At 39.8% G+C, this 26,595-nt stretch carries 22 protein-coding genes; 6 read left to right on the top strand and 16 right to left on the bottom strand.

Annotation, left to right across the window (positions count from 1 at the left end; genetic code table 11):
- Positions 1–54: 54 nt before the first annotated feature.
- The 13 genes from FKV42_RS07880 to FKV42_RS07820 form a co-directional block, all read right to left on the bottom strand.
- Positions 55–1,416 (bottom strand): MATE family efflux transporter, encoded by a 1,362-nt coding sequence (locus tag FKV42_RS07880; protein WP_154809689.1) that lies wholly within the window; start codon positions 1,414–1,416, stop codon positions 55–57.
- 4 nt (positions 1,417–1,420) lie between these two features.
- Complete coding sequence (locus FKV42_RS07875) at positions 1,421–1,894, bottom strand: MarR family winged helix-turn-helix transcriptional regulator (RefSeq protein WP_154809688.1); 474 nt, start codon at positions 1,892–1,894, stop codon at positions 1,421–1,423.
- 131 nt (positions 1,895–2,025) lie between these two features.
- Positions 2,026–2,952, bottom strand: a complete 927-nt coding sequence (locus FKV42_RS07870) for a hypothetical protein (protein WP_154809687.1) — start codon at positions 2,950–2,952, stop codon at positions 2,026–2,028.
- Positions 2,953–3,174: 222 nt separating this feature from the next.
- Positions 3,175–4,251, bottom strand: a complete 1,077-nt coding sequence (locus tag FKV42_RS07865) for a hypothetical protein (RefSeq protein ID WP_154809686.1) — start codon at positions 4,249–4,251, stop codon at positions 3,175–3,177.
- 180 nt (positions 4,252–4,431) lie between these two features.
- The gene (locus FKV42_RS07860) at positions 4,432–5,691 is read right to left on the bottom strand and encodes an ABC transporter permease (RefSeq protein WP_154809685.1); all 1,260 of its coding nucleotides are present in this window, start codon (positions 5,689–5,691) and stop codon (positions 4,432–4,434) included.
- Positions 5,692–5,693: 2 nt separating this feature from the next.
- Complete coding sequence (locus FKV42_RS07855; protein WP_230375545.1) at positions 5,694–7,043, bottom strand: COG1361 S-layer family protein; 1,350 nt, start codon at positions 7,041–7,043, stop codon at positions 5,694–5,696.
- Positions 7,044–7,069: 26 nt separating this feature from the next.
- On the bottom strand, positions 7,070–7,825 hold the full coding sequence (locus FKV42_RS07850) for an ABC transporter ATP-binding protein (RefSeq protein ID WP_154809684.1): 756 nt from the start codon (positions 7,823–7,825) through the stop codon (positions 7,070–7,072).
- 97 nt (positions 7,826–7,922) lie between these two features.
- A complete protein-coding gene (locus FKV42_RS07845) occupies positions 7,923–8,099 on the bottom strand; it encodes a hypothetical protein (protein WP_154809683.1) in 177 nt (58 codons plus the stop codon).
- A 435-nt stretch (positions 8,100–8,534) separates the two neighbouring features.
- Positions 8,535–9,506, bottom strand: coding sequence for a helix-turn-helix transcriptional regulator (locus FKV42_RS14120; RefSeq protein WP_230375544.1), 972 nt, complete (start codon positions 9,504–9,506; stop codon positions 8,535–8,537).
- A 14-nt stretch (positions 9,507–9,520) separates the two neighbouring features.
- Positions 9,521–10,417, bottom strand: a complete 897-nt coding sequence (locus tag FKV42_RS07835; RefSeq protein WP_154809682.1) for a hypothetical protein — start codon at positions 10,415–10,417, stop codon at positions 9,521–9,523.
- Between the two features lie 283 nt (positions 10,418–10,700).
- Positions 10,701–10,931: a hypothetical protein gene (locus tag FKV42_RS07830; protein ID WP_196214087.1), complete on the bottom strand. Its 231-nt coding sequence runs from the start codon at positions 10,929–10,931 to the stop codon at positions 10,701–10,703.
- 464 nt (positions 10,932–11,395) lie between these two features.
- Positions 11,396–12,205 (bottom strand): helix-turn-helix transcriptional regulator, encoded by an 810-nt coding sequence (locus FKV42_RS07825; RefSeq protein WP_154809680.1) that lies wholly within the window; start codon positions 12,203–12,205, stop codon positions 11,396–11,398.
- Positions 12,206–12,250: 45 nt separating this feature from the next.
- Positions 12,251–13,144 carry a hypothetical protein gene (locus FKV42_RS07820; protein ID WP_154809679.1) on the bottom strand — a complete coding sequence of 298 codons (894 nt, stop codon included), beginning with the start codon at positions 13,142–13,144 and terminating at the stop codon, positions 12,251–12,253.
- A gap of 764 nt (positions 13,145–13,908) precedes the next feature.
- On the opposite strand from FKV42_RS07820, the gene FKV42_RS07815 reads away from it, so the two are divergent.
- The 4 genes from FKV42_RS07815 to FKV42_RS07800 all read left to right on the top strand — a co-directional run bounded on the left by FKV42_RS07815 (position 13,909) and on the right by FKV42_RS07800 (position 20,633).
- A complete protein-coding gene (locus FKV42_RS07815) occupies positions 13,909–14,688 on the top strand; it encodes a PCRF domain-containing protein (RefSeq protein WP_154809678.1) in 780 nt (259 codons plus the stop codon).
- A 96-nt stretch (positions 14,689–14,784) separates the two neighbouring features.
- Entirely contained in the window at positions 14,785–15,420 is a 636-nt protein-coding gene (locus FKV42_RS07810) for a hypothetical protein (RefSeq protein ID WP_154809677.1), read from the top strand.
- Positions 15,421–15,773: 353 nt separating this feature from the next.
- Positions 15,774–19,766, top strand: coding sequence for a PAS domain S-box protein (locus FKV42_RS07805; protein WP_154809676.1), 3,993 nt, complete (start codon positions 15,774–15,776; stop codon positions 19,764–19,766).
- Positions 19,767–19,913: 147 nt separating this feature from the next.
- Positions 19,914–20,633 carry an NAD(P)-binding domain-containing protein gene (locus FKV42_RS07800; protein ID WP_154809675.1) on the top strand — a complete coding sequence of 240 codons (720 nt, stop codon included), beginning with the start codon at positions 19,914–19,916 and terminating at the stop codon, positions 20,631–20,633.
- Positions 20,634–20,743: 110 nt separating this feature from the next.
- On the opposite strand, the gene FKV42_RS07795 is transcribed toward FKV42_RS07800, so the two are convergent.
- The gene (locus FKV42_RS07795) at positions 20,744–22,336 is read right to left on the bottom strand and encodes a glutamate synthase-related protein (protein WP_154809674.1); all 1,593 of its coding nucleotides are present in this window, start codon (positions 22,334–22,336) and stop codon (positions 20,744–20,746) included.
- Between the two features lie 430 nt (positions 22,337–22,766).
- Between FKV42_RS07795 and glnA the strand changes: the two genes are divergently transcribed.
- Both glnA and FKV42_RS07785 read left to right on the top strand, forming a co-directional pair.
- Positions 22,767–24,095: a type I glutamate--ammonia ligase gene (gene glnA, locus FKV42_RS07790; protein WP_154809673.1), complete on the top strand. Its 1,329-nt coding sequence runs from the start codon at positions 22,767–22,769 to the stop codon at positions 24,093–24,095.
- Position 24,096: 1 nt separating this feature from the next.
- The gene (locus FKV42_RS07785; RefSeq protein ID WP_196214086.1) at positions 24,097–24,648 is read left to right on the top strand and encodes a GNAT family N-acetyltransferase; all 552 of its coding nucleotides are present in this window, start codon (positions 24,097–24,099) and stop codon (positions 24,646–24,648) included.
- Positions 24,649–24,821: 173 nt separating this feature from the next.
- Here FKV42_RS07785 and FKV42_RS07780 read toward each other — a convergent pair whose 3' ends face one another.
- Both FKV42_RS07780 and FKV42_RS07775 read right to left on the bottom strand, forming a co-directional pair.
- On the bottom strand, positions 24,822–25,844 hold the full coding sequence (locus FKV42_RS07780; RefSeq protein WP_154809671.1) for a Coenzyme F420 hydrogenase/dehydrogenase, beta subunit C-terminal domain: 1,023 nt from the start codon (positions 25,842–25,844) through the stop codon (positions 24,822–24,824).
- Positions 25,845–25,849: 5 nt separating this feature from the next.
- Entirely contained in the window at positions 25,850–26,593 is a 744-nt protein-coding gene (locus FKV42_RS07775) for a GltB/FmdC/FwdC-like GXGXG domain-containing protein (protein WP_154809670.1), read from the bottom strand.
- Positions 26,594–26,595: the final 2 nt, after the last annotated feature.

Genomic DNA, 26,595 nt, shown 5'->3' with positions numbered 1-26,595 from the left:
CAGGGGTTCAAAAATATAAATAGTTGTCGTGAAATAAAAAAGATTGTAGCAATATCATGCATTGCTACTCCTGTGCTGGAAATAACGGTATTCCTTCCATACAAGGAACATACTTAGAAAAGCAGCCATTAAATCAGATATAGGAAATGCCATCCACACCCCTATAAGATCAAAGTAATGTGGAAGGAAGAGCACCATAGGGATTAGGAATAAAATCTGACGACACAATGAAAGAACGAATGATGGCCTAGCCTTGCCTACAGACTGGAACAATGTGGTACCAATTACATTCAGACCAATTAATGGACTTGCAAGCATTATTATCCTCAAAGCAGATGCACCACTGTTTATGAGCTCGGCATCGGTACTGAATAGGCTAAAGAAAGTACCCGGGAAAATTGACAGTACTATTAAGCCTGCTACGCCGAAAAGAGTGGTGATCTTCAGTGAAAGCCTGAGAGATTCATTTACCCTTTCATAATTCTCTGCCCCGTAATTATAACCAAGTATTGGCTGAAGGCCATGTGATATACCAATAATAGGCATGAATACCAGCATCATGAGTTTGCCTGCAACACCAAATACAGCTATTGAGAGGTCACCACCATAAATCTCAAGCACATTGTTCAGTACAAGCATCATTAAACTGTTGGATGCACCCATCACAAAGGAACCGAATCCTATCAGTGTTATTTCCTTAATCAAATCGAACTTAGGAGTAAAAGCTGAGAACTCCAGTCTGAGAGGGCTTTTTCCGGTTACGTAATAATGCAGGAGATAGAGAGTGCCAATAAGTTGTGAGAGTACGGTTGCAAGAGCTGCACCCTTTACACCCATGTCAAATCCAAACATAAGGATGGCATCGAGGAAAATATTCAGGACACCTGAAAATACCATGTTGTTCATGGCAATCTTAGAATTACCTTCCGCCCTTACAAGGTTGTTCAATACAAATCCAAACGTAAAGGCAAGTGTTCCCTGCAATATGACAACAGCGTATTCCTTTGCATAAGGAAGATTATCTACTGTGGCACCGAAGAGATTCAGTACCGTATCAACATTCAGGAAGAACAGAATTTCAAAGATAATACTAAGTACAAGTGTATAGGTAAATACATTTCCAAGAGTCCTTTCCGCCTTACTTACATCCCCGGAACCAAGCATCCTTGAAATTACAGAAGAACCACCTACTCCTATACCGATAGAAATTGCCATCATAAGCATCTGCAGAGGAAAAGCAACTGCTACTCCTGCAATTCCAAGTACACTTTGATCTCCAAGTGCCCTTCCTACAAAGAAGGTATCTACAAGATTGTAGAATGCCTGTACAAGAAGTCCTATTATTGCCGGTGTGGCCAGCTGCCAGAGAAGTTTATTGATCTTCTCAGTACCTAAAAACTCACTTTTTTCATTCATGATGTTATCCTGAAATCTGGTAATTGTTTTTCATTTGTTTAGATGATTTCCTGTCAAATTCCACAAGGGTATTTTTTGTTTTATCGAGGAGATTTCTGAAGATTTGCTCCTCTTCATCAGACAGATCTGAAAGAAAAATATCATTCCATTCCTGAAGAGCACTGTTTATCGCCGGAATAAGTCCCCTGCCTTCATCAGAGATGAAAACCCGGTATATACGCCTGTCATCCTCATCCTTCTCACGATAGACATAACCTTGTTTTTCAAGCGTTGTTATAACCCTGGTTGCCGTGGCTTTGCTAAATTTGAGATAACGTGCCAGACATTCCTGAGAGCAACCATCTTTATGCGAGAGTGTAAGCAAAAATGCAAACATCGGACCTTTCAGGTTGTATGATTCAAGCGCTCTCTCGATATACCGATGGTTGTGCGAAAAGATGTATGCGATCTTTGCACCGATTCTTTCAGACTGCTTCATATTATTCCCGTTTTAATTAGTTTCATGTAAAACTAATTGGTTTAACGTGAAACTAATATATAAAGCTAATCTAAATGAAAAATAAAAAGGACAAATGATACTTTTATCCCGTCAGAATGAGTATTCTGATATCATTCAATAAATCGAGTTACTATCAACAGACAGAGAATGAGCATGATAGAAGTGAAACCCGGCGTGGTTTGTGAAGCTTCTTGATTGTCATCAGTAGTTTCGTTTTCAGTGGGATTTTCTACCGTTTGAGAAGTATCCTTTTCCATAGAAGGTGGTTCCTCTTCCAAAGCCTCGTCTGTTTGTGCTGGTAGTTCCCACACAAAAACAACTGGAATATCACTTATACCTGCATCTTCAAAGTGTTCATCAATTGTTTGGTATATTTCGTTTAGAGATGAATCATTTACAATATCCGGCGTTTCTTTATTGACCCCAACTTCAATATATCCACTATATTTTTTGAATCCAAATGACAAAAGAGGACCACCGTTTGAAGGATTATAAGATTGAAGTTCAAAGATGAGCCTGGCTTCATGAATTTTCTCAGACCATTCCAGCCATTCACCCTCATCAGCAAATTCTGGAACAGTTCCCATAGAAGCTACAAACCATGAACTATTTTTTGCTTTTTCAAATGCATCCGGATCGTATTCAAATTTCAAATCTTCTTCATCTTCTGCCCACATAAAAACAACAGGAACTTCACTTAAACCTGAATTTTCTTCACAATGAGCTTCGATTTTCTGGTACAACTGATCGATTCTGGAATCGTTGATCTTTCCTTTGCATTCTGATTTCAGCTCAACTATTATGAACTCACTATTCGATGCAAATCCGTATAGAGCTTCATCAAATTTGTAATAAGAAAAAGAATCAGGAAGATTTGACCAGCAATCAACAATTGTATTCTTCCATTCCTGATCAATTGTATCAGGCAAATTTCCTCTGCTAGCTATGAAATGAGAATCTTCTGCATATTCTTCAAACGCATCAGTTGCAGCACTTGTATAGCTAATTGAGAGCAATACAACAAGAAATAGAATCATTAAATGTTTCCACATTTTATTAGTTACAACCATTATACCACCACAAAAATACAAGCATGATTAATACAACGAACATACTGAAGAACGTTACATATACATGCTTAATTCTATCACTTTAGTGCTAAAACACATTATTAGTACAAGATAAAATATCTTTGTTGAGATATAAACATATTTAAAATCAAAAATAGTTTTTAATAAAATAAAAAAAGAAGAAAATGCTCAGTTATAACCGGATGGTGTTTCATCCCAGTTATCCGGAGCATCTCCTGTACCCGAACTCATGTCCATGAAGTACTCGTTGTTGTAGTAGTACCATATTTCCACGACAGAGTATTCTTCATCCTGGAAATAATCGAAGTCTATATCCTCATAGTCATCGGGATAGATCACTTCTTCCTCGTCATCGTCATAGTATGGACCTACTGTAGCATCCACTGGGAACCATTCTCCGTCCTCGTAGACCTCTACCCATGCGTGTCCGCCGGTACTACCGTCAAAGTTCACAAGACCTATGGCAACCCTTACTTCGCTCTTGTCATATTCGCCGGAGCCTATAAGCAATGATGCTAGAGTATTGGCCTGATCTTCACAGTCGCTTACTATCTCACCGGGAACCGGGTTTGAATCATAGTCAGGAGTTTCCTCAAGGAACTCAGTTGGAGTCAACCATTTTTCCTGCTGGCCGTTCAAGGTACTATCAGATACCCATATCCATTCAACAGCAGCCTCATATATCTCATCCTCATCATCGAGGTCTTCATCGTCAAGATAATCCTGAACTGCATCTGCATAAGGAGTGACATATTCCTGTAATCCAGAGACATCTGTTACTGAGAAAGTATTCTCCCGCAGGAAATCCATCAGATCTTCCCTGTCCATCATTTCCTGCTGCATCCTTGGAACTGGCTGCTGCATAGGAACATTCTGGGCAGGCATGCTAGAAGGAGCAGTATTCATTTGACCCTGTTGCATCATATTCTGCATGTTCTGCTGATTTTGTGATTTCTGGTTTTGCATGTTGTTCTGCGGAGTTTGGGTCGATTGCGGGGTCTGCATATTTTGAGAACTCTGCATCTGACCCTGACTGAATCCTAATCTCTGAGCCATCTGGGAACTAAAGAACTGCTGGCCAGTCGCATATATCTGCTGGGCTTTTGCATGCATGCGACCTGAAACACCATCCTCTATGGAAACAGAAGAAAAGGATAGAGTCGCATCGTCATTTTCAACAGCCACGGCGTAGGCTGAAAACATTAGTACAAGTGCCACAAAAGTAGACAATATCAGTTTCTTCATAGCATTTCACCTTAATTTTCTATACGATACTCTATTCGATCATGTTCATTTTCTCTTACTTACCCCACTTGTTCCTGAATATAGTAAAGCATCATATGAAGCAGGAAGCCTCATATGAAACCCATCGATTCCCTTCAGGAAAGGAATCTTAAGTTCTGGTTTTGCTTTGACTTACTATACTTATTCGTATCTCAGTGCATCTACCGGCTTCATCTTTGAAGCATTGTATGCCGGGATAATACCTGATATTACTCCTATAAGCACCGCAATGGAGATACCCAGCACCATCAGATATGGAGCAACGGTCATACCCATGGATGAGCGCATCATAGAAATTCCAAGGTACGGCATCAGCGATGTCAGCACAAGACTTAGTATTATACCAAGCACACCTCCGACAAAGCCTACAAGCGCTGAGTTGAACAGGAATATCATCAAAATATCTCCGTTCTTGGCACCGATAGCTTTCATAGTTCCTATTTCCTTGGTTTTTTCCATTACTGATGTGAACATCGTGTTCGCAATACCCACAGAACCCACAAGAAGTGAAACTCCTGCTATGGCTCCAAGGAATATTGTCATGGACTCCATCATCTCACTGGCAGATTCTGCCCGTGATAATGAATCTGAAACAGAGAAATCCCTGTCATCTTCGTCCATGATACCTCTTGATAGCATCAAACGTTCTTCGATATCGTCAACGGCCGTTTCAACGTAATCTACATCAGATGCTTTTACGACAATAGTATCATATACACCATCTTCTGCGTCTTCAATGATCTCAACTGCTGCATCTATCGGCATGAATATTGAATTGTCATCTTCATCTTCTGCCAGTATGCCGACGACCCTGTAGGATTTACCTTCGATGGTTAACACACGGTTCAGGCCGACTTCATCGTCAAACATGTCATGAGCTATACCATATCCTATTACAAAGACGTTAGCATCAGAGGCATCCAGCAATCTGCCGGATTCCAGCTCATAGGTTACGGTGTATTGCCACACCTGACTATCAACACCTGTTATCGAAAGATCCGCAGTCTCACCCATGAAGTAAACTTCCAGATCACTGCCGGATATCTCTCCATAGATGTAATCTAAGTTGTCAACCGCTTTTAAGGCCTGTATATCCTTTTTTGTCAACTCCGGGTCATCGTCATCGGAGGAAGCACTTGACGAACTACCTCCCATGCCAGGCGGACCTCCTCCTCCTGGCCCTCCAGATGATGCATGGGAATAACCAGGAGTTATCTGAATCAAAGTAAGGTCCATATCTGCAAATTGTTCTTCCATATCTGCAGCCATACTATCACTCAGTGCCATGATGGTGACAACTGATCCTACACCTATGACGATACCTATTATAGTGAGCCAGCTTCTGATCTTGCTGTGAACCAGGATGTTAGTAGCAAGCTTGATATAGGTACTGCGCCTCATTTTTAGTCCTTCTTCAGTATTTTAGCCTTGAGATTTCTTAGCTCTACGTTGAGTGGAACATAGTTACCTGCTTTCATCATCTTCTTCTTTCTGTAATTGAATCCTACAACTACTACTACCAGTGCAACAGCACCGTACAACAGGTAACTGTTAGATGATGAGCTCTGACCTCCTGGTCCGCCGGCCATATCTCCCATTGTGCCGCCAGTCAATTCCTCGATCTGAACAGCCTTTTCAACGGTGTGCCTCTGACCTGCAGAGTCTGTGTATTCAATGTTGACAAGGAGCTCACTCTTTGCTTCCATTTCTTCCTGCATGGCCTCCATGTCCTCTTCTGTCATCTCACCAGGTTCTGCACTGGCAGTTCCATCATCAGAGTCTTCATCCATTGAAGACATTGAACTGGTCTGACTTATTGAGAATGAGGTGATTGTATAGTCACCTTTCTCAAGGTTACCGACAATTGTTGAGGTACTTCCTGTTGCCTGGAAATTGTCCTGTTCAGGTATTGATACCTTTACAGAGTAAGCCTCATTGTTACCTACGTTTGCAAGGGACAGTGAAACTTCACCTTCGTCACTTTCGGAATAACTCAGGTCAAAGTCAGTGGTGCCTCCTACAAACAGACCGGCTTTCGTTTCTATCAAGGTCGTGTCGGAGTCATAATCCTCAAACTCAAGTGTGATATCAAGCTGATACAATCCTGGATCCGCATCTACATCTGCCATCACAGAGTATACCACTGTGGCAGATTCACCGACACCCAGGGAATTTATGTACTTAGTATTAGATGAATATACAGGCAGAACTACACCGGTTGCCTCTTCCCATGAAACCTCTATATTCTGTAGATCTGATGAACCTGTATTGGTTATGACAAACTCAAGAGGTTCTACAGTTGCAACATCGATGCTTGAATCACTTATGGTAACAATCTGTGCATACTCCTTACCCTGTACTTCAACTTCGAGGGTTGTGCGGGAACTTGAATCTGAGTCACTGTCTTTTACAATTACATCTACATCGTAAGTGCCATCTGATACATCTGAATCTACTTTTAGCTTAAATTTTATAAGTGTTGCATCTTCCTCGTCCTGACGAGCTTCAAGGAAAGAAATCGTCTTGGTCAAGGACTCACCGGATACCTGACTAAAAGGATATTCGGCATCTACACTAACAGTTATATCAGAGAGATCGCTACTTCCCTGGTTCTGAAGACTAACTGTCAATTCTACTGTTTCACCTGGTCTTGCAGGATAGGGACTCTGAGTCATCAGATCCACACTCACTCCAGATGCAGCTGCGCTTAAACTTGCTGCTGCATTACTTATTGGCAGCAGCAATACTAACATTAATAATAGAATTTTTTTCATTTTTATCACATTGCTTCACGCTTTATTATCTCTATATTATCGACCATTCCGTCTTTGATATGAACAACACGATCCGCATACTTTGTCAGTTCCGGGTCGTGAGTAATCATTATGATTGTCTTGCCTTCTCTTCTGTGAAGATCGTCCAGGAATTCAAGTATGTAATTTCCTGTTTCACTGTCGAGGTTACCAGTTGGTTCATCCGCAAGGATTACTTTCGGATCTACTGCAAGTGATCGTGCAATAGCAACCCTCTGCCTCTGTCCTCCTGATAATTGGGAAGGAAGATTGTATTTTTTATTTCCAAGACTTACTACATCTAAGAGTTCCTCTGCTCTTTTCCATGATTCATCCGGATCTGCTTCCTGAAATTCAAGAGGCAGCATCACATTTTCAATGGTGTTTAATGTAGGAAGCAGGTTGAATGTCTGGAAAATGAAACCAATTAACTGGCCCCTTATCTGGGCAAGCTCGGATTCTTTCATTTTAGCAATGTCCTTGTTGTTGAGTTCAACAACTCCCTTGCTTGGGAGATCAAGGCAGCCCAGAAGGTTCATCATTGTACTCTTACCGCTTCCACTTGGACCAAGTATAACTACAAATTCACCATGCATGATCTCCAGATCAATACCTTTTAGTGCTGCAAACTCGACCTCTCCCATTTTGTAGATCTTCCATACGTCTGTAAGACGCATGAGAGTATCTGGAGTGCCATTTTGCGGCTGTTTTTCTTGTTCAGTATTATTGAGATTCTCGTCCATGATATACCTCAAATCATTCCCGTGTTTATCATAATACCCTATAATAAATATTAAATTGTATATAATTATATTTTATCAAATTGCCGTAGGTAACAACTTATTTCTCCCCCACATACTCTGACGGAGAGATTCTGATCAAACGACACATCTGTTCTGAATTCAGTTTTCTACACAAAGAAGATATTGCATTTTCATGTTCGTTTGCTCCTCTCTGCTCAGTAGAACCGCCAGTAGCTTTCTCTTCAAACATAATCTGCATGTTATTAGTGTTCATAATTCATGCCTCTGTGTCGGATAAGAGACACCTGATGGATAGGTAACAGGTGTCCCTTACACGAGTGGGGGGGTTGTTGGTTGTTGGTACATTGGTGGCACCAGGCTGGATGTGGTTGGGGTTGGTGCCACCTTAGCTTGGGTGGTTGCCTGCCAGCTCACTGCTGACAAGCAATCCCCAAATTAGCAGTTTTAAATAAAAGCATACTTATTTCAAAAAGAGTCAAAATCAGTTAGAATTTGGTAATGAAGCTTTATAGAGCATATAATAGATAAACAGAGAGTTATAAGTGACTTCAAAACTTATCAATGACGTATAGTATAACTAATCTACATTTAAAGAGTTATCATTGAATATTACACATTAAAGATAGTTTTGGAAAAAATTGGCAAATATAGGATATCAGGAATTAAATCATAACATAAAAAGAAGAAATTATTCCTCAGATTCCACGAGGAAAAGGACATTACCACGCCCTTTCTTGAATTTCTGGATCTTACCCCTCTTCTCAAGATCAAGAAGCATAAGACTTACCTTTCCTTCTGAGTACTTCAGGCGCTTACGCATATCTTTCTGCGTCATCCTTCCTCCCTGGGATTTCAGTATGTCCAGTATTTCCTGAAGGTCAGCAGGAACAGGCTCATTTGAAATAACCGTTTCCTGAGGGGAGGAGGACACTGTTTCACGCCCCTCAACCACTGATTCAGACTTCATGGAAGGAGCAGATATTTCATCCACAGGTTCCTCAATTTTAGTATCGGGTTCTTCTAATTCGATGATATCCTGCTCTGGTTCCTGCATAATATCTGTCGTGTTTGAAGTCTCTATCTCAGTGACCACTGTTTTTTCCTCATGCTGTATAGGTTTTTGTTCAACCTTAGCAGGAACTTCCACAGCAGCATGATAAACTTCTTCCTTCTTTACACCGGCGTGCTTTGAAGTTTGTGGTTTTTGTTTCATCTGGGATATAAGAAGAACAAGAAGAACAGCGATAAGCAGTATGGAACCGTAAAGAAGAGAATTACTGTTAGTATCTGATGAACTCTCCGTATCCGATGCTGATTCATTGGAACTGGAATAGGAAGGAACCAGTAATAGATCAAGAACATAGTTTCCTTCTTCTGAAACTGTAATTACATCCTCTGCATAATAAGTAAGCTGATCATCCTCATAATAACTTGCAGTGATTGTGTATGTGCCATTTGCCAGTTCAAAGGAATATACACCATACGGAGCCACCATTGACTGTGCAGGTGTTGAGTTTACCTCAATGATAGCATTGTCAAGAGGATCAAACGTACTCCATTCATAGGCTACGCCATGCACTGTTGCAATATTAGCTGCTGACCCAATACCTGTCATTGCCAGGAGAATTACAATACAGCAGATATAATATACTGATTTCATGTCACGCAACCCTGTCATTCCTTGAACGGTTTTCCAACATCTGTCCTTTCAAATATTGGTATCATCCACACATTTTCTTGTTCTTCAGATATACCGTTATCGAGATAATAAGTTCCATTTCCTATAAGTTCAATCTCACCCTGTCCGGTTGCAGTCAGGGTCATATTATCTGCCATAATAGCTACTGTACAGGCAGAACCTGATATGGAAACATTACCTGTTACATCGATATATGATTCCATTGTGTGAGATTTAGCCAAATCAGTCGGAAGCATCCTTTCTGATGGGGATTCCATACTATAATCAGCATCCATATCAATAATCATGTTGCCATCAAAATCAACCACAGAGAATTTGCCTTCTGTCAGGAAAAAACTCATTTCGAGATCGCCTGATAGAATGGCAACTCCGCTACCTTGTGCATTGAGTGTGTTGTTCTCCAGTATAACAGGACCAGGAAGATATTCCTTCATTTCATCCAGTATTGGTTTGAGTTCTGAATTCGCCTTGATTATACTCTCTCTGGACAGTCCCAGAAACTTCTGTTTTTCATCTTCTGAATACGCAGAATTCGCCATTTCAAGATAAGAACGGGATTCAGATACTAAATGAGAGTAATACGTTATCATTCCCTTAAGATCAGAAACATCATTCCCTTTATTCTCCAGTTCCTGGCTGGCATTTTCAAGCCTTAGAACCATTGATTCGGATTTATCTATATTATCTTCAAGGAAACTTTCTTCATTCATCGTGGGAGATAGAGTAAACACATCTAAAGGAGGTGCAGAACGACCTCTGTGATCATCCTGTCTGTCATCAGAATACGGATGTGAATCATCAGAATCAGCCAAACCTGAAATTACAACCATTAACATAAGGATAATTAATACTGTAAGAGGCATTTTTTTCATTGATGGCCACATCCTGAGATCAATTAATTAAATTAATTATAATTATGTGTCTGCACTATTACAAGGTAACAGATATCATCTGCATTAAACGTTTTCTCTCTTTCAATGAATTGTATTTATATAAAAAGATAGCCATGAGACTGCCCGTTTTATAAATAAAAATCGACCAATTGAAATCAAGTATCCAAAATATAAAAATATGGACTTGGGCCGATAAAGCAGAAAACGGCCTGAAGACCATAGGAACAAACTAGCAAAGATAAGAACAAACAAATATAAAATATCACCAAAGGAAATCCTTCTTTGCTGGCGTCTTTATATGGTGACATCTGGAAATGTCAATATCCTTAAAGTCAGAATCACGTGAGGATGACTCTGAGAGGTCATGTAACTTATCGGATTTAAGCTGTTTGATCAGACCGGATGCAACATATACATTATTGGGATAAATGGCCTGGGCACGAGTTGCTTCCTGAAGCCTTGAGTCTATGAATTGCTTTAAGGTATCTTTCATATCAGGCAAATATTCACCTTTTTACTCCGTATCGGTTAAGAGATGCCCCGGATAGGGTGGGCACCTCTTAAGCGAGGAGGGGGTTGTTGGTACAGTGGTGGCACCTTAGGCTGGATGTGGTTGGGGGTTAGGTGCCACCTAAGTGGGGTGGTGCCCTCCAACATAGTAGTTGTCGGGCAATTCACCAATTGGTAATTTTAAATAAAAGCATACTTACAAGAAAAAGGATCATCCACCAAATATTGGATTTAATACTTTATAGCTACATTAAATCATAAAAAAAGATCATATAGATGTTTTAACGCTTATTAGGAGAGTTTGGAACTTTTAAAACACACATTGAGCCTTATAAATGCGTAAATTTATGATATCAATTAAAAGATATGATACATGGGAAATTGTAATTATGTATGATAGGATAAGAGAACACAAAAACAGGGCATTTGGCCTTCAGATTTGCCGAATCAGGCATCCATTTCGATAAGATACAGGATATTTCCACGGCCTTTTTTTACTTTCTTTATATAACCTCTATTTTCAAGGTCAAAAATCATTACACTTGCCTTACCTTCTGAATAGCTCAGATGTTTACGTAATTCTTTTTGTGACATTGTTCCACCGGCAGAGCGAATAATATCAAGTATTTCCAGATGCTCGGAACTCAATGCGGCTGATTGTTGATTATGCATGCTATTTTTGGATGCGGACGTATTTTGAAGAACTAAATGACTCGAATTCGTTTTGCCTGTATTATTTGGAAATGATTTTGACCTGTTTTCCTGTTTTTTCGCCAATACCCCTGTTTTCTCGGGGTTCCGTATTTTGAAAACCAGTGAAGCAAGTAAAATCAGGACTACGATAACAGATAACGTTAGAAGGTTGATAGAAGAATGGACAGAACTAGAACTAATAGAACTAATAGTTTCTTGTGTACTGTTATTCGAATATGAAGGAATCAATAGCAGATCTACGACATAATTTCCTTCATCTGCGATCGTAATATCTTCCTCGTCATAGCAAATAAGATCATTATTCATGTAATAACTTGCAGTTATACGATAGTTCCCTTCCGGAAGATCAAAAGAATACACTCCATATTTTGCAACTATGGATTGCGCAGGAGTGGAGTTTACTTCAATTATAACATTATCCAGAGGAGCAAGAGTACTCCAGTCATAAGCCACACCATGAACAGTTGCAGTGTTCTCTGCACCAGCTACTGTAGATAAAATAAGAAGGATGGCAATGCAACCTGCAAAGGATGTCACTTTCATGTTACAATACCATCCAGGGTGGTTTTATTTTGGTGCTATACAGTGTCATACAGTATCAAATATAGGTGCTAACCAGAACCCTTCAGTTACAGAACCGGAATTATCCAGACAATAACTTCCATTTCCATAGAGCTGGATTTCTCCAGAACCAGTTACATGCAGAGTTGTATTGTCACCCATAACAGCAATTGTCATACTTGAACCTGACAGGCTCACATTGCCCTGAACATCCACATAAGAAATCATTCTATGTGATTCATTATTTGCAGATGTGGAAATTGCAGATTCAGTAACTATATTTGCATTTTCCAATTCATCCGTATCAATAGACATGTCACCTTCAAAGTCTACTACAGAGATTTTTCCAGAAGACATACTGATATCGGCATCAAGATCACCGGAGAGAATTATTACTCCGCTTCCATTGGCATCAAGACTTTCATTTCCCGTTATTTCAACAGGCCCTGGCATATAATTGTGCATGTCCACAAATATCTTTTTCAGCAAGATATCAGACTGGATCATCTTTTCTCTGGACAAAGAAATGTATTTCTCCTCTTCAGAGGCGGATTCTGCACTATCTGCCTTTTCAAGATACGCCTTTGCATCGGAAACCAGTGATGAATAATCTGTAACCATTTCCTGAAGATCACTTACATCCTTTCCTTCGTTTTCCAGACGCTCTATGGAATCTTCAAGACGTAGAATTATCTCATCAGATTTCTCTACATTATCCTCCAGAAATGACTTCTCATCTTTTGGATTTATTTTTTCATTCGAAACAGGTGATTGGACTTCACCATATAATGTGTATTCCGGCGGGCTGGAAGACATTTTAGAATTGCCTTCATAGCCATGGTGCCTGTCACGATCCGACAGACCCATTATTAACACCATCACTACGAGAACTCCCAATACTATAAGTGGTAACTTTTTCATGGGATCACCTCCTGATTATTCTCTTTTTATGGTATTGTGTATAGCAAATTAACATAGTATAATGCACCTTTACGTTTTTTGAATTATACTCCGAATTGGGAGATTAAAATATAAACATACTTAAAGCGAAAGAGATTTTCAGGAAAATAATAAGCAAGTATCAGGCATTTTAAGCTTTATAAAGCTTTTTTGAGAATATAATTTAAAATTAAAACTATATAGATAGACAAAAGCTGTTAAAAACTAAAAATATCAATTTATAATCGATTTAAACTTGTTATATCGACATTTATAAATTGATTGATCAGAGTAGTTCTGAGAAGAGATGAGAACAGATTGGCATTTGTCAACACCATAGAAACAGATCGGACATGACTATTAATAGCATTGAAAATTCGAACTTTTAAAAATTGAACTTACATACAGCTCATTTATTGAAATCAATTACAATAAAATAATAGCCGGTTTAATATTACCACATCATAGGCTTTTCTTTGATATTAGATTACATAAAATCTGCAAATTTCTTCCGGACATCAACATATCCAACATCAGATTTTAAATTTAATCTTTTGTTTTAAGCATTTCAAAGGTTTCCCCGAATAATAAAACTTTATAGAAGTTTTATTTTTAAATTTAAAGACGTAATTGAACTTCTTTTTGCTAAGTATCCTTATATTTAAGCCTGCAAATCTGGAAAATGTCAGAAGCACGCCAATAATTGAGGCAATTCTCTGACAGGGCAGAGAAAAAGGAGACAGAAAATGAAACACAAAGTCTTGAAAATACTGACCTGTATTTCATTGGTAGCAATGGTGTTATGTGCTGTGACACCAGGCGCCTTTGCCGATGAAACAGAAACATCAGATGACTCCGGAGGAGCTGTAGATCATAAGATGGGACACGGTCCTTGCGGAGCTCCCGATATGGACAGTGATGACATGGAGGCTCCAGTCTTTGATACCGAAGAAGAAGAAATGGACTTCCTTGTAGAAAGAGCAAATGAATCCATCTCCAGGCAAATAGAAATGCTTGAAGAAAAACTTGCAGACACAGATGATGAAGATGAAGAAGCAGAAATTGAAGAGCAGATAACTGAACTTAATGAGCTTCTTGAAGACATCGAAGATGCAACTACACTCGATGATATCAAAGAAATAATGGAAACTGCCAGGGAATCTATGATGACGGAGAATCCGGTAAAGGGTGAAAGACCGGATGTAAAAGAGATGGTATTCGATTCAGATGATGAAGAAATGGAGTATCTTGTAGAGAGAGAAACAGAACACATAACCAAAAGAATCGAAATGCTCGATGAAAAGCTTGCAGACACTGAAGATGATGACGAAGAAGCAGAAATAGAGAAGCAGATAACTGAACTTGATGAGCTTCTTGAAGACATCGACAGTGTAGATTCACTTGATGAACTAAAGGAAATACTGGAAGAATACAGGGAAAACAACCCACGTCCTGAAGGGTATGGAGGAGAACACAGACCAATGGGCCCTGCTCCTGAACTTGAGGAAGAGGTAACCGAAGAGTAAGAAGAAAAGGAATAGTCTGTGATATAATCACTACCACCAACCTCTATGAGATAGGATCATTCCTATCTCATAAATCTAAATTAAAGGAGTTTTAACATGAGAAGAGAGTTAACGATATCATTTGCTTTACTAATGATAATGTTTAGCACCGCAATACCGGGAGTTTATGCACTGGAAGACAGTGACAGCATGGAAATACCGGAAATGGATGCTACCCAGATGAAAGAAATGACACTTGAAATGATAGAGAACAATATAGATGCACTTACCACCCTTCAATCAGAAACGGACGATGATGACACATTAGAATCCATAGACAGCCTTCTTGAGCAGATGGAGTCACTGAAAACAGAACTAGAAGACACAGATGATGAAGATGCTGTTGAGGACATAATGAATGAACTCAGAACAATGATGGAAGAGGCACCGGAAGAAGTCCGTGAATCCCTGATGCAGCAAAATGGACCTGGTGGAGAAAGAGGAATGGGTGAAATGGAACCCATGGAAGGTGAAAGCATGATGGGAAACGGAACCATGCAGGCACCTGAAGGAGCACCAGATGGAGAATTCCCTGGAAATGGAAGTATGGGCGATGGAGCTCAGATGGGAAGACCGGACGAAGGATCAACTGATAGTGATTCCGACAATAGTGCAGATTCTACTACAGACTCGAATGAAGAGACCACAGGGCTTCTCAGCGGCCTTATCAATATGCTTAAGTCATTGTTCTGATACAATGACCTTCCTATGACACCACGGTTTACCTGAAATTAAATATATTCTCCTGATATCATTAATCAGGTAGGCCTTTTCCATGATTTAATAAAGTTTATTTTGAGATTAGAGAACATATCGTATGATATTGTTCTCACTTACTATATTGACTGTTCAATCTGTGCTGACTTATATTGTTTTTTAAAAAGTTGTGGCTCAGAGAAGTTATATAATACAGCACCATATATAATATAACTCATATAAATGAGCAATGCATATGTGTTATTTGTTTCACTTACAAGGAACTTATAGTGAACAAATGCCTCTAAAGAAAGTGATTCTTTACCAGGAAAATCACCTGGCAAGGAGATATGATGATTGGATGCAATAACGGAAAAGCAGAAATGATCAAGAACAATGATTCTAAAAGATACAAAGCATTATTTGAAAATAACAATGCTGTAATGCTGCTTATAGACCCTGAAAGTCTTGAGATACTGGATGCAAATAATGCTGCCTGTGATTACTATAAGTGTTCTTATAAATCCGTAATCGGAAAAAAAGTATCTGATATCAATGCATTACCCGAGAAAGAGATCAAGTTGTGCATAGACAAAACAGGTGAAGGTATTCAAAATGACTTTTCCTTCAGCCATATATATGCAGAAAAAGAATGCAATATTGAAATCCGCACAATTCCTATTATAATCGATGAAAAAGAACTCATTTGCTTTGCTCTGCAAGACATCACTGAAACAAAAAAAGCAGAAAATGAATTGCGTGCCAGGGATGAAAGATTAAAAATCCTTGTAGAGATACTTCAGACAAAGCACGATTCAATTAATGAAGCACTTGACCTTGCACTTGAAAAAGCTATTATACTCAGCAAAAGTAAAGTTGGTTATATTTTTGACTACAACGAAGAAGAGAAAAAATTTACACTTAACTCGTGGTCAAGGAATGTAATGGAACAATGTAATGTTTCAAAAATAGATTTTCTTTATAATCTTGAGGATACCGGTATCTGGGGAGAGCCTGTCAGGCAGCGAAAAGCAATCATAGTCAATGATTGTCATCAACCAAATCCATTGATCAGGGGCTATCCTCATGGACACGTTGAAATTGAGAAATTTATGACCATCCCTATTTTCAGAAAAGGAAAAATTGTTGCTGTAATAGGGGTTGCAAACAAAGATAATGATTATACTGAGAACGATTCGCTTCAGGTAAGCCTTCTTATGGATTCCGTATGGAATATCATAGGGCAAATAGGAACAGAAGAAGCGCTCAAAAAGAGTGAAGAAAAGTTCAGAACCTTAGCTGAAAATGCTGATGATATAGTCTATCATTATGAACTTAATGAAGGATTCTCGTACATCAGTCCTGCTGTGTTCAAGATCTCAGGTTATACTCCTGATGAATTCTATACCGATCCCAAACTCATATTTAAGATGGTTCATCCTGATGATGAAACAAATCTCAGAATGACCAGTAAGAAAAATTGCAAACGAGATACTAATACATTCCGCTGGATTAAAAAGAACGGCGAAATTTTTTGGCTGGAACAAAAGACCATCCATAATTATGACGATGTAGGGAACCTGCTATCAATTGAAGGGATTGCCAGGGACATTACACATCAAAAGAAAATTGAAAATGAATTGCGCGAACGTGAACAAAAATATCGCTTGTTGTTCAACCAGTCTGCGGAAGGAATTTACCTGCATGACCTTAAAGGGAATATAATTGATGCCAACAATGAAGCTGTTCATCAATCAGGATATAGCAAAGAAGAACTGTTAAACCTTACAGTATTTGATTTTTTACCGGCAGACCGTAAGCGTGAAGATATCATACATCAATGGACACATCGGCCACCGGGAACATCCGTAACTCAGGAAACGCAGCATATCCATAAGAGTGGAAAAATCTACCCGGTAGAAATTACTGCAACTAATGTCTTTTTTGGTTCAGAGGAACTTATACTTGTGACGGTACGTGATATAACCGAACGCAAGAAAATAGAAAAAATGGAAAAAGAGAACCTCGAAAGAATGGCAACTATCATCAATAATATTGATACTGGCCTTATCATGATAGATGCTGAAACAAAAGAGATAATTGATGCAAACCCAATTGCAGAAAAGCTCATCGGCCTGCCAAAAGAAAAGATAACAGGAAATCTCTGCAACACTTTTGTCTGTGCTGATAACAAAGACAAATGCCCGGTTATCGACATGCATCAGAAAATCTCTAAATCTGAGTGCACTCTGCATAAACATGATGGAACTGAAATACCCATTGTGAAGTCTGCTATTGCTGTAAAAATGAATGATAGGAGATACATCATAGAGAGTTTCTATGATCTTTCGGATAGGAAAGAAATAGAGAAGAAACTGATAGAGGCAAAAAATGCAGCAGAGGAAACCACACAGGCAAAGAGTGATTTCCTTGCAAACATGTCCCATGAGATACGTACACCAATGAATGGTGTTATCGGAATGACACGTCTGCTGACTGATACGCACCTTGATGAACAACAGCGACACTATGTTGAAACCATAAAAATGAGTGGCGAGGTTTTACTGGAGCTTATAAACGATATACTTGATATCTCAAAGATCGAAGCAGGTAAGCTGGAACTTGAAGAGCTCAATATAGACCTTAATGATACTCTGGAAGAAGTAGCATCACTGCTCTCCATGAGAATAAGTGATAAAGACCTGGAACTGATATGCATGGCAGAACCTGGTGTACCCATGAATATCACAACTGATCCTGTAAGGTTGAAGCAAATTATTATAAATCTGGGTTCCAATGCCATCAAATTCAGTCATCAGGGAGAAGTTGTTATTCTCATTAGCCTTGACTCTGAAACAGATTCACAGGCCACGTTGCTATTTACTGTAACTGACACAGGAATTGGAATTCCTGATGATAAGAAGAAACTTCTTTTCCAGAAATTCTCCCAGGTTGATGCGTCAACAACACGAAACTATGGCGGAACCGGGCTGGGACTTGCTCTTTCAAAGCAGCTTGTCGAACTGATGAATGGCGAGATTGGCGTTGAAAGCGAAATAGGAAAAGGTTCTAAGTTCTGGTTCAAAGTTACTTTTGATAAACACTCGTGTAAAGATGGAAAGAAAGTATGTACTGACGTACTAAACGGAATGCATGCACTGATAGTAGACGATAATAAAACTAATCGTGAAGTTCTCACCAAACTGCTAAGTTCATGGAACATGCGCGTAGAAGAAGCTTCAAGTGGGGCATCAGCACTTAACGCTCTTTTAAAATCACATAAATCAGGTGACCCTTACCAGATAGTTCTGCTTGATATGCAGATGCCGGAAATGGATGGGCTGTTACTTGGACGTATAATCAAATCAGACAAAGACATTAAAGATGTCCACTTGATAATGTTAGGATCTACGATCGAGAGCTCAGATATATGGGAAGAAAACAAGGATTATTTTAATGCTTATATCACAAAACCTGTTAAGGTATCGGAGCTTTTCAACCGGTTATACGAAATTGCTGTTGGCAAAAAACAACAGAATTATCCTGCCATGAGTGGAGATATAGCTGAACAGAACAGCAACCTGAACAAAAATGTGAGGGTTTTGCTAGTTGAAGATAATGCTATTAACCAGCGTGTTGCACAGGGTCTACTGCAAAAAATAGGTATCACCGCAGATGTTGCTAATAATGGTCTTGAAGCAATCGAAGCTCTTGAAAAGAAAGAGTATGACCTTGTTCTTATGGATGTACAGATGCCGGAAATGGATGGATTGGAAGCTACAAAAAATATCCGCAACAAAGAATCCTCTGTACTGAACCACGATATACCAATCATTGCACTGACAGCCCATGCAATGAAAGGGGATAAAGAACATTGTAAGGATGCAGGAATGAATGACTACCTTTCAAAACCAATCAATCCGAAATCACTTGTCAGGATAATTGAAAAATGGTCAGGACTATCCACTGAAAATGAAATACCGGATAAATCGCTCAGTAAAAACATAGTTGAGCCTGTGATATTTGATAAGGATTCATTTTTGTATAATGTAATGGGCGATATTGAAATGGCAAGACAGATCATTGAAATTTTTAACAGAAATATGCCTATACAACTTAGTGCTCTTAAAGAAGCTATTGACAAAATGAATAAAGATGAAGTAATAATGAAGGCACACTCTATAAAAGGATCTGCAGTGAGTGTTGGGGGAATGGCACTTAGTGAAATAGCTTCAAAGATAGAACATGAAACCAGTGAAAAGAATATGGAAAATATCAAGACAGACCTTGAAGAGCTTGAAAAGCAATATGACCTGTTGGTGGAAACTTTAAAGGAAATTTGAACTTGTGATGTAACAATCAGAGTGATAGGAGTTACTATAAATACCATGACACTGATTAACACAGTCAACAATCTCTATCGATTATTACCAAAAACATTAACATACAATAGATTATGGTAATATTCCCACTACATCAGGAGAAATGTCATGAAAATTGCAATACTTGGAGGCACAGGTAATATTGGCAAGGGGTTTGCACTGCGATGGGGCCAGAAGCATGAGATTATCATAGGTTCCAGGGAACAGGATAAAGCCAAAGCAGTTGCATCAGAATACAACGAAATACTTGAGAAATACGGCCATAACACAAGTATAACGGGTACTGATAACAAAACAGCTGCCGAAAAAGCAGAGATAATAGTCGTTGCCATCAGGTATAATCAGCTTGCTCCCGTAATGGATCTTATAAAGCCTGCTATCGAAAATAAAATAGTCATCAGTGTTGTTGTTCCTATGGAAAGGAACATGTGCTACATCAGTCCGGGAAGCAATTATCCCAGAACTCCAATTGAGAGTAAGGATTTCAATACTGAATACTTCTGTTTCTCAATGCCTGAACTTGGAAGTGCCGCCCAGGAGATCTTTACCATGATACCTGACAGCACCGAACTTGTCGCAGCTTTCCATACGGTACCTGCAAAGAAACTGGCAAATCTGGATATGGAACTTGATTATGACATTGGTGTCTGCGGTAACTCTACACATGCAAAAGAGATTGTGTTTGGCCTTGTAAAAGACATTTCCAATATGAGACCACTTGATATCGGACCTCTTGATACCGCAGGAATGATCGAATCCCTTACGCCTTTACTTATCAATGTTGCCGCAAGGAACAAGATGAAAGACGTTAGTCTAAAATTCATCTGATCTGCGATTTTAACTTTAGTCTATTTTTTATTCATTGTTGTTAGTTTAAAATGCAGACTTTAATATCTCATCTTGAATAAAAAAGGAAAAGTAAGCATTAGCTTACTTTTTTATCCGTCAAGAATCTCTTCTGCAATATCCCTGTATGCTTCCATGACATAGGCGATGCCTGAAACCTTTGCCGCCTCTTCGGTAAGTGCCATGAGATCCTTACGTGAGAGTGTACTGGTATTGAACCTTCTGGAACCAGCCATAAGCTGCTGGAGTCCAACCTTTGTTTTCTGGGCATAGGAGTAAATACCAATGGCACCCAGTGGAATATCATCTATCTCGCTTCCATAGCGTTCCTCAAGTTCTTCATAGTGAACGAATATTTCTTCTTTCCTATGTCCAAACTCGGATATAGTCTTTGGAAGGTCTCCTTCCTCAAGCCACTTGCCGATGTTCTTTCCTACCATTCCAGGAATCATTAGTCCACGACCCATACATACTGCCTTGAAGTATGGGGCACCCATTGCAAGAACCTTGTAGATTCCATCCTCAGTTGAGAATCCACCAGCCATTGCAAGGTCTGATACTCTCTTGCCTTTGGATTTTAGCTTCTCTGCAAACTCATATACAAGTGACTGCAAATAGAATGTTGGTGTTCCCCATTCCTCCATCATTGGCCATGGGCTCATTCCGGTACCTCCAGGTGCACCATCATAAGTCAGCAGGTCTATCTTTGCATCAGAACTGTACTTGAGTGCCATTGCAGTTTCTGCCATGGAGTAAGCACCGGTCTTTAAGGTAATGCGCTTAAATCCGAGGTCTCTTAACCTGTCACATTCTGCATGGAATCCTTCTTCGGTTACAAATCCAAGTCTTGAATGCCTTTCGAATTCTCTTATTGCACCAACCTTGTAAGCTTCCTGCACTGATGCAAGTTCCGGGTCAGGCGTCACAATGTAGCCTCTCTTTTTGAGCTCAATTGCACGGTCAAGTTCTTTGACCTTTATTTCTCCACCAATACATTTTGCACCCTGTCCCCACTTGAGTTCAATAGTGTCCATTTCATGTTTGCTGGAAAGGTATTCTGCAACACCAAGATTGGTGTCTTCCACATTCATCTGAACGAGCATTTCACCGTATCCATCATAGAACTTTTTGTAAAGCTCAATCCTGCGGTCCATCTCCGGAGATTCTGTTAAAAGTCCATCACTGCCTCTTTTAAGTTCAGGGTCAATACCACAAACATTCTCACCACAGACAATGGTGACACCTGAAATAGCTGCACCAATTGCGAAATGCTCCCAGTTCTTTCTTGCGATTTCTGTAGAACCCAGTGCTCCGGTAAATATTGGAACTTTCATCTTGACTTTCTTATCCCATCCGTATTCTGTATCAGTGCTGACGTTTGGGAATCTTGCTGTTTCGGGGCCAGGCACCATGTCTTCGGGCATACCGATGGCTCCAACGGCATATCCCTGGATGTTTAGGTGGGAGTAGTCTATCGGATAGTCTTTGTCTGCACCGGCTGTAATCTCACCAAAAGGTCCGGGGTACAGGACTTCACGCCCCCTGAAAGAAGATTTAAAAGTTTCACAATTGCCACGACATCCGTCCACACAACGTGTGCAGAGTCCTGACATCGGTACCACGCTCTTTGACCTGTTAAAAGTCTGAGTAGCGTCATTTGAATTTGGTTTCCTAAGATTACCCATGCTTTAGTCACTTCCTCTATTTTACAATACTATTTTTCAGGCCGGTCTTCCTACCTCCGACCTTTTCCTAACCATTTGGAAAAATAATAGTAGGATAACGGTTGGCTTATGCGAATATATATAGGTTATTATTTTAGTGGAGATATTCGGACTCAATATCACTACTCAGTAACCTCATGCCTACTTGTTCTATTTAGAAATAATTGAATATTTAAAGCCAAAAAATAAAAGTGCAACATATATATTTTGCCGCAACTAATCAAATTACATATTTTAGCAAAATAACAACATATTTTTCTTTTAATAAATAAACGGGATTTCAGATAGAACAATTATTCATACAGCAAACTATAACTTCATGAACTTAGATAGCCTAAAATAATTTTGCATTGCATGTGCAATATATAGAGGAAGAATAGCAGGCGATCAAATGATAATTTGCAATAAGGAAGACGTTATCAAAGCCATTGAAACGCATAACGTGAAATTCATACGTTTGCAGTTTACAGACATACAGGGAGTGGTTAAAGATGTTGAAATCCCTGTTACCCAGATAGAAAAGGCACTGTCAAGTGGAATATACTTTGACGGATCATCCATCGAGGGTTTTGTCAGGATAGACGAATCAGACATGACATTAAAACCTGATGTCAGAACTTTCGCAATACTCCCATGGAGTAAGGACAAAGGCGGAGTTGCAAGAATAATCTGTGACATAGAAATGCCAGATGGAAGACATTTCGAAGCTGATCCGCGCTATGTACTCAAGAAGGTGATGAAAGAAGCAGAAGATATGGGTTTTTCCCTTAATGTAGGACCTGAACTTGAATTTTTCCTTTTTGAGAAAGTTGATGGAAAAGCAACAACAACCCCTCATGACTATGGGAGATATTTTGAGTTCGCACCAACTGATCTCGCAGAAGACATACGAAGAGATATCGTGCTGACACTAACCGATCTTAATTTTGACATTGAGGCTTCCCATCACGAAGTTGCTTTTGGCCAGCATGAAATTGATTTTAAGTATGGAGATGCCCTGACAACTGCAGACAATGTGATGACTTTCAAATATGTTACAAGGACTATTGCAAAACTGTATGGTCTGCATGCGACATTTATGCCAAAACCCATAGCTGTGGAGAATGGTTCAGGAATGCACGTCAACCTCTCGCTTTCAAAAGGTGATGAGAATGCATTTTATGATCCAAATGCAGAGATGGCAATAAGTGAAACTACCAGACAATTCATTGCAGGTGTTTTGAAACATATCAAAGCGATCTCATGTATCTCAAATCCACTTGTGAACTCGTACAAGAGACTTATTCCCGGCTATGAGGCGCCTGTTTATATCACATGGTCAGGTGCAAACCGCAGTTCACTTATACGAATTCCTACGGCAAGGGGAAAAAGCACCAGAGTGGAACTCAGAAATCCTGACCCCTCATGTAACCCTTATCTTACATTTGCAGCAATTCTTGCCGCAGGTCTTGATGGAATAAAGAACAAGATGGACCCAGGGAAGATCATGGATTACAATGTATTTGAACTGACAAAAGAAGAGCGTGTGGAAAGAGGTATTGATACGCTGCCATCTACTATCAGTGAAAGCGCAGATTACCTTGAGAAAGACGAACTTCTTAAAAACACATTGGGAGTACATGTCCACGACAATATTCTAAGGCTTGCAAGAGCCGAGTGGGATGCATACAGAACCCAGGTGCATGATTGGGAGATACAGCGTTACCTTAACACTATCTGAAATGGCAGAAGATTTTTCTATTAGGTATGCCAGCAAAGTTGACAAGCTGCAGGTCACAAACTTCATCGAACTTGTGGATAAAGAGTTCTACCCGCCTTTAAGTAAAAGAGAAGGAGGCATACCTGAAAGGGTGGATAAATGCCTTGATACTGATAATGCAAATTTCCTTGTTGCTGAACCTGATAGTAGCTATGAGAATTCCCTGCATGAAACATTCATCGGAATGATAGGCTGCACTAAAAACTGGAAAGGTAATGATAGTGCTTACATCAATTTTCTTGCAACGCATCCGAACTGCAGGAATTCAGGCATTAGCAGAGCATTATGTCTGCAGCTTGAAAAGGAACTTTCAAAATCTGGAGTGAATAGGATTTATCTCTGTACATGGTCAGGAAACCCTGCTGCTATCCGGTTCTATGAGTCACTTGGATATTACAGGTATGCAGTTGTCCTTAACGACAGAGGAAATGGAGTGAATACCATCTATTACAAAAAGATTTTGATATGCTCGCAAAATATGCAAAACAATAATATATCATCAGAGTCTCGGTAGTAGAGCTCTTCCTGAAACATCCCTTTCATTGCGGGAAGTTATAAGATCTTTAGAATCTGAAGCAGACCGCTTTGATTGAAAAAAGACAGGACACGAGTGCCTATTGCATGGTTAGGAAGAATAGAGGAAGTGGATAGGCACCGTGTCCATAAACATCATTTTTCGTTTTTGGTTTACTCCTCTGGCATTCTTTCAAGCTTCTTCTTAGAGAGCTTTTCAATCAATTCCAGATTTACATCATCTTCAAGTGATAATTTACCATTCCTGATAGCACTGTTTACGAACTCTTTTCCAACAGGATTGCGTATTATCAATGTTGTGTGACCTTTTGCACTACCAATGGAACCTGCAGATATATCTGCATTGACGGCAGTGAGGTCTGTACATATGTGGCATCCCGGACGGACACAGTCCTCTACATCTTTCAGAGGGATAACTGTCATGCTTCCGTCTTTGAGAGTTATCTCAAGCTTGCCCTTTACATCAAAGTGTATGATATCAAGAGGATCAATCTTGTTTTCTGAAATGAGCTTGTTCTCTACGAGCTTTTCATAATCGAATGTCTCAGTACAGAAGAGTCCTACTACAAGACGGATGTTCTTCCTGAAAGGACGTAAGAGGTCAAGTTCGCTGGTCCTCATTTCTTTCATTGCCTGTGTTACACATGGCACACCTACAACTGCTATATTGGTGAACTTACGTTTCATTACAGCTTCTTTGAGTGATGCGACAAGTGGAACCCACCAGTTATAACGGCTTCCTGCCTGGTGTACCAGTACATCAGTAGATGTAATTACAGCTGATGATGGTTTCAGTGTCCATGGGTCTTCAACAACAGTTACTACTGCATCAATCATACCCTCATCAAGTGCATTGGAAAGGATTGCTGTTACTGCACCGCCACTCTGTTTTCTTGGAATATCCATCTCTGCTTTTGCAGTTACGATATCAAGGTAATTTCCAAGAACTTCTGTTGATGGTTTCTCAACTCTTGGGCATACTTCATAGCATGCTCCACATGGAACCCCGTCGTTGGCATCCTTACAGTATCCACTGTTGAGAGGATGAGTGGAGTCACTTTTCATTTCGAAATAAATAGCATCTGCCGGACACACAGCTACACATGCACCACATGCTGCACATTTTCCGGTGTCCCAGATTTCTGCTTTAAGATCAAGATAATTTTTGCCTGCCATTGTAATCACTCCCATGTGTATTTACCTGCAAATGGTCTGGCGCTTGCAGGGATGATTCTTGAATAGTTCGTGTCCAGGAAAGGTTTTGGATCAATATCGAACCTTCCACAGAAGTCTTCTATCACAGGAGTGAGCCTTATCAGGTCATCATCAGTAAATTCAACCTTCTTGGCTCCGACTCCAAGCAGCTTATCATCCACATCGCCTCTTATGATGATCTCTCCGCCATGTATACCACTACCGATACCACGGTCCTGTACTGCCGGTTCATTACCAATGCCAAGAACAAGGATCAGTCCTCCAGCCATGTATTCACCGAGGAACGCATGGGATGTACCGCCTACTACAAGAATAGGACGTTTGCCCTCATACTCCTTCATGTGAATTCCTCCACGGTAACCGATATTGCCTTCCACAAATACCTTCCCGCCACGCATGCTGTGTGCAACGGCATCTCCGGCGCTTCCGTGGATAATCAGTGATCCCTGGTCCATTGTGTTTCCTGGAGCATGCTCTGCATTACCGAATACCTCACATTCGGGACCGCTCATGAACATTCCAAGATCTCCTCCCGGAACACCATTTACAATAATCTTTGCATCGCCTCTTACACCATTTCCGATGAAACGCTGTCCAAGAACATTATTGAGCACTATCTCCTTTACACCTGTAGCCACTGCTTTACGAATCATTTTGTTCAGTGGAGAGTAATGCATGCCCTTTACATCTATAACCAAAGGTTCTGCCATCT

Source organism: Methanolobus vulcani, assembly GCF_006546655.1.
Lineage (GTDB): Archaea > Halobacteriota > Methanosarcinia > Methanosarcinales > Methanosarcinaceae > Methanolobus > Methanolobus vulcani_A.
The sequence above is the reverse complement of the archived record's forward strand: the minus strand, read 5'-3'. Positions and strand labels throughout refer to the sequence as shown.

What these genes read in the sequence shown, in the direction of transcription:
- FKV42_RS07880 (WP_154809689.1), bottom strand. Translation starts at nt 1,416, where the DNA reads ATGAATGAAAAAAGTGAGTTTTTAGGTACTGAGAAGATCAATAAACTT.
- FKV42_RS07875 (WP_154809688.1), bottom strand. Translation starts at nt 1,894, where the DNA reads ATGAAGCAGTCTGAAAGAATCGGTGCAAAGATCGCATACATCTTTTCG.
- FKV42_RS07870 (WP_154809687.1), bottom strand. Translation starts at nt 2,952, where the DNA reads ATGATTCTATTTCTTGTTGTATTGCTCTCAATTAGCTATACAAGTGCT.
- FKV42_RS07865 (WP_154809686.1), bottom strand. Translation starts at nt 4,251, where the DNA reads ATGAAGAAACTGATATTGTCTACTTTTGTGGCACTTGTACTAATGTTT.
- FKV42_RS07860 (WP_154809685.1), bottom strand. Translation starts at nt 5,691, where the DNA reads ATGAGGCGCAGTACCTATATCAAGCTTGCTACTAACATCCTGGTTCAC.
- FKV42_RS07855 (WP_230375545.1), bottom strand. Translation starts at nt 7,043, where the DNA reads ATGTTAGTATTGCTGCTGCCAATAAGTAATGCAGCAGCAAGTTTAAGC.
- FKV42_RS07850 (WP_154809684.1), bottom strand. Translation starts at nt 7,825, where the DNA reads ATGGACGAGAATCTCAATAATACTGAACAAGAAAAACAGCCGCAAAAT.
- FKV42_RS07845 (WP_154809683.1), bottom strand. Translation starts at nt 8,099, where the DNA reads ATGAACACTAATAACATGCAGATTATGTTTGAAGAGAAAGCTACTGGC.
- FKV42_RS14120 (WP_230375544.1), bottom strand. Translation starts at nt 9,506, where the DNA reads ATGAAATCAGTATATTATATCTGCTGTATTGTAATTCTCCTGGCAATG.
- FKV42_RS07835 (WP_154809682.1), bottom strand. Translation starts at nt 10,417, where the DNA reads ATGAAAAAAATGCCTCTTACAGTATTAATTATCCTTATGTTAATGGTT.
- FKV42_RS07830 (WP_196214087.1), bottom strand. Translation starts at nt 10,931, where the DNA reads ATGAAAGATACCTTAAAGCAATTCATAGACTCAAGGCTTCAGGAAGCA.
- FKV42_RS07825 (WP_154809680.1), bottom strand. Translation starts at nt 12,205, where the DNA reads ATGAAAGTGACATCCTTTGCAGGTTGCATTGCCATCCTTCTTATTTTA.
- FKV42_RS07820 (WP_154809679.1), bottom strand. Translation starts at nt 13,144, where the DNA reads ATGAAAAAGTTACCACTTATAGTATTGGGAGTTCTCGTAGTGATGGTG.
- FKV42_RS07815 (WP_154809678.1), top strand. Translation starts at nt 13,909, where the DNA reads ATGAAACACAAAGTCTTGAAAATACTGACCTGTATTTCATTGGTAGCA.
- FKV42_RS07810 (WP_154809677.1), top strand. Translation starts at nt 14,785, where the DNA reads ATGAGAAGAGAGTTAACGATATCATTTGCTTTACTAATGATAATGTTT.
- FKV42_RS07805 (WP_154809676.1), top strand. Translation starts at nt 15,774, where the DNA reads ATGATGATTGGATGCAATAACGGAAAAGCAGAAATGATCAAGAACAAT.
- FKV42_RS07800 (WP_154809675.1), top strand. Translation starts at nt 19,914, where the DNA reads ATGAAAATTGCAATACTTGGAGGCACAGGTAATATTGGCAAGGGGTTT.
- FKV42_RS07795 (WP_154809674.1), bottom strand. Translation starts at nt 22,336, where the DNA reads ATGGGTAATCTTAGGAAACCAAATTCAAATGACGCTACTCAGACTTTT.
- glnA (WP_154809673.1), top strand. Translation starts at nt 22,767, where the DNA reads ATGATAATTTGCAATAAGGAAGACGTTATCAAAGCCATTGAAACGCAT.
- FKV42_RS07785 (WP_196214086.1), top strand. Translation starts at nt 24,097, where the DNA reads ATGGCAGAAGATTTTTCTATTAGGTATGCCAGCAAAGTTGACAAGCTG.
- FKV42_RS07780 (WP_154809671.1), bottom strand. Translation starts at nt 25,844, where the DNA reads ATGGCAGGCAAAAATTATCTTGATCTTAAAGCAGAAATCTGGGACACC.
- FKV42_RS07775 (WP_154809670.1), bottom strand. Translation starts at nt 26,593, where the DNA reads ATGGCAGAACCTTTGGTTATAGATGTAAAGGGCATGCATTACTCTCCA.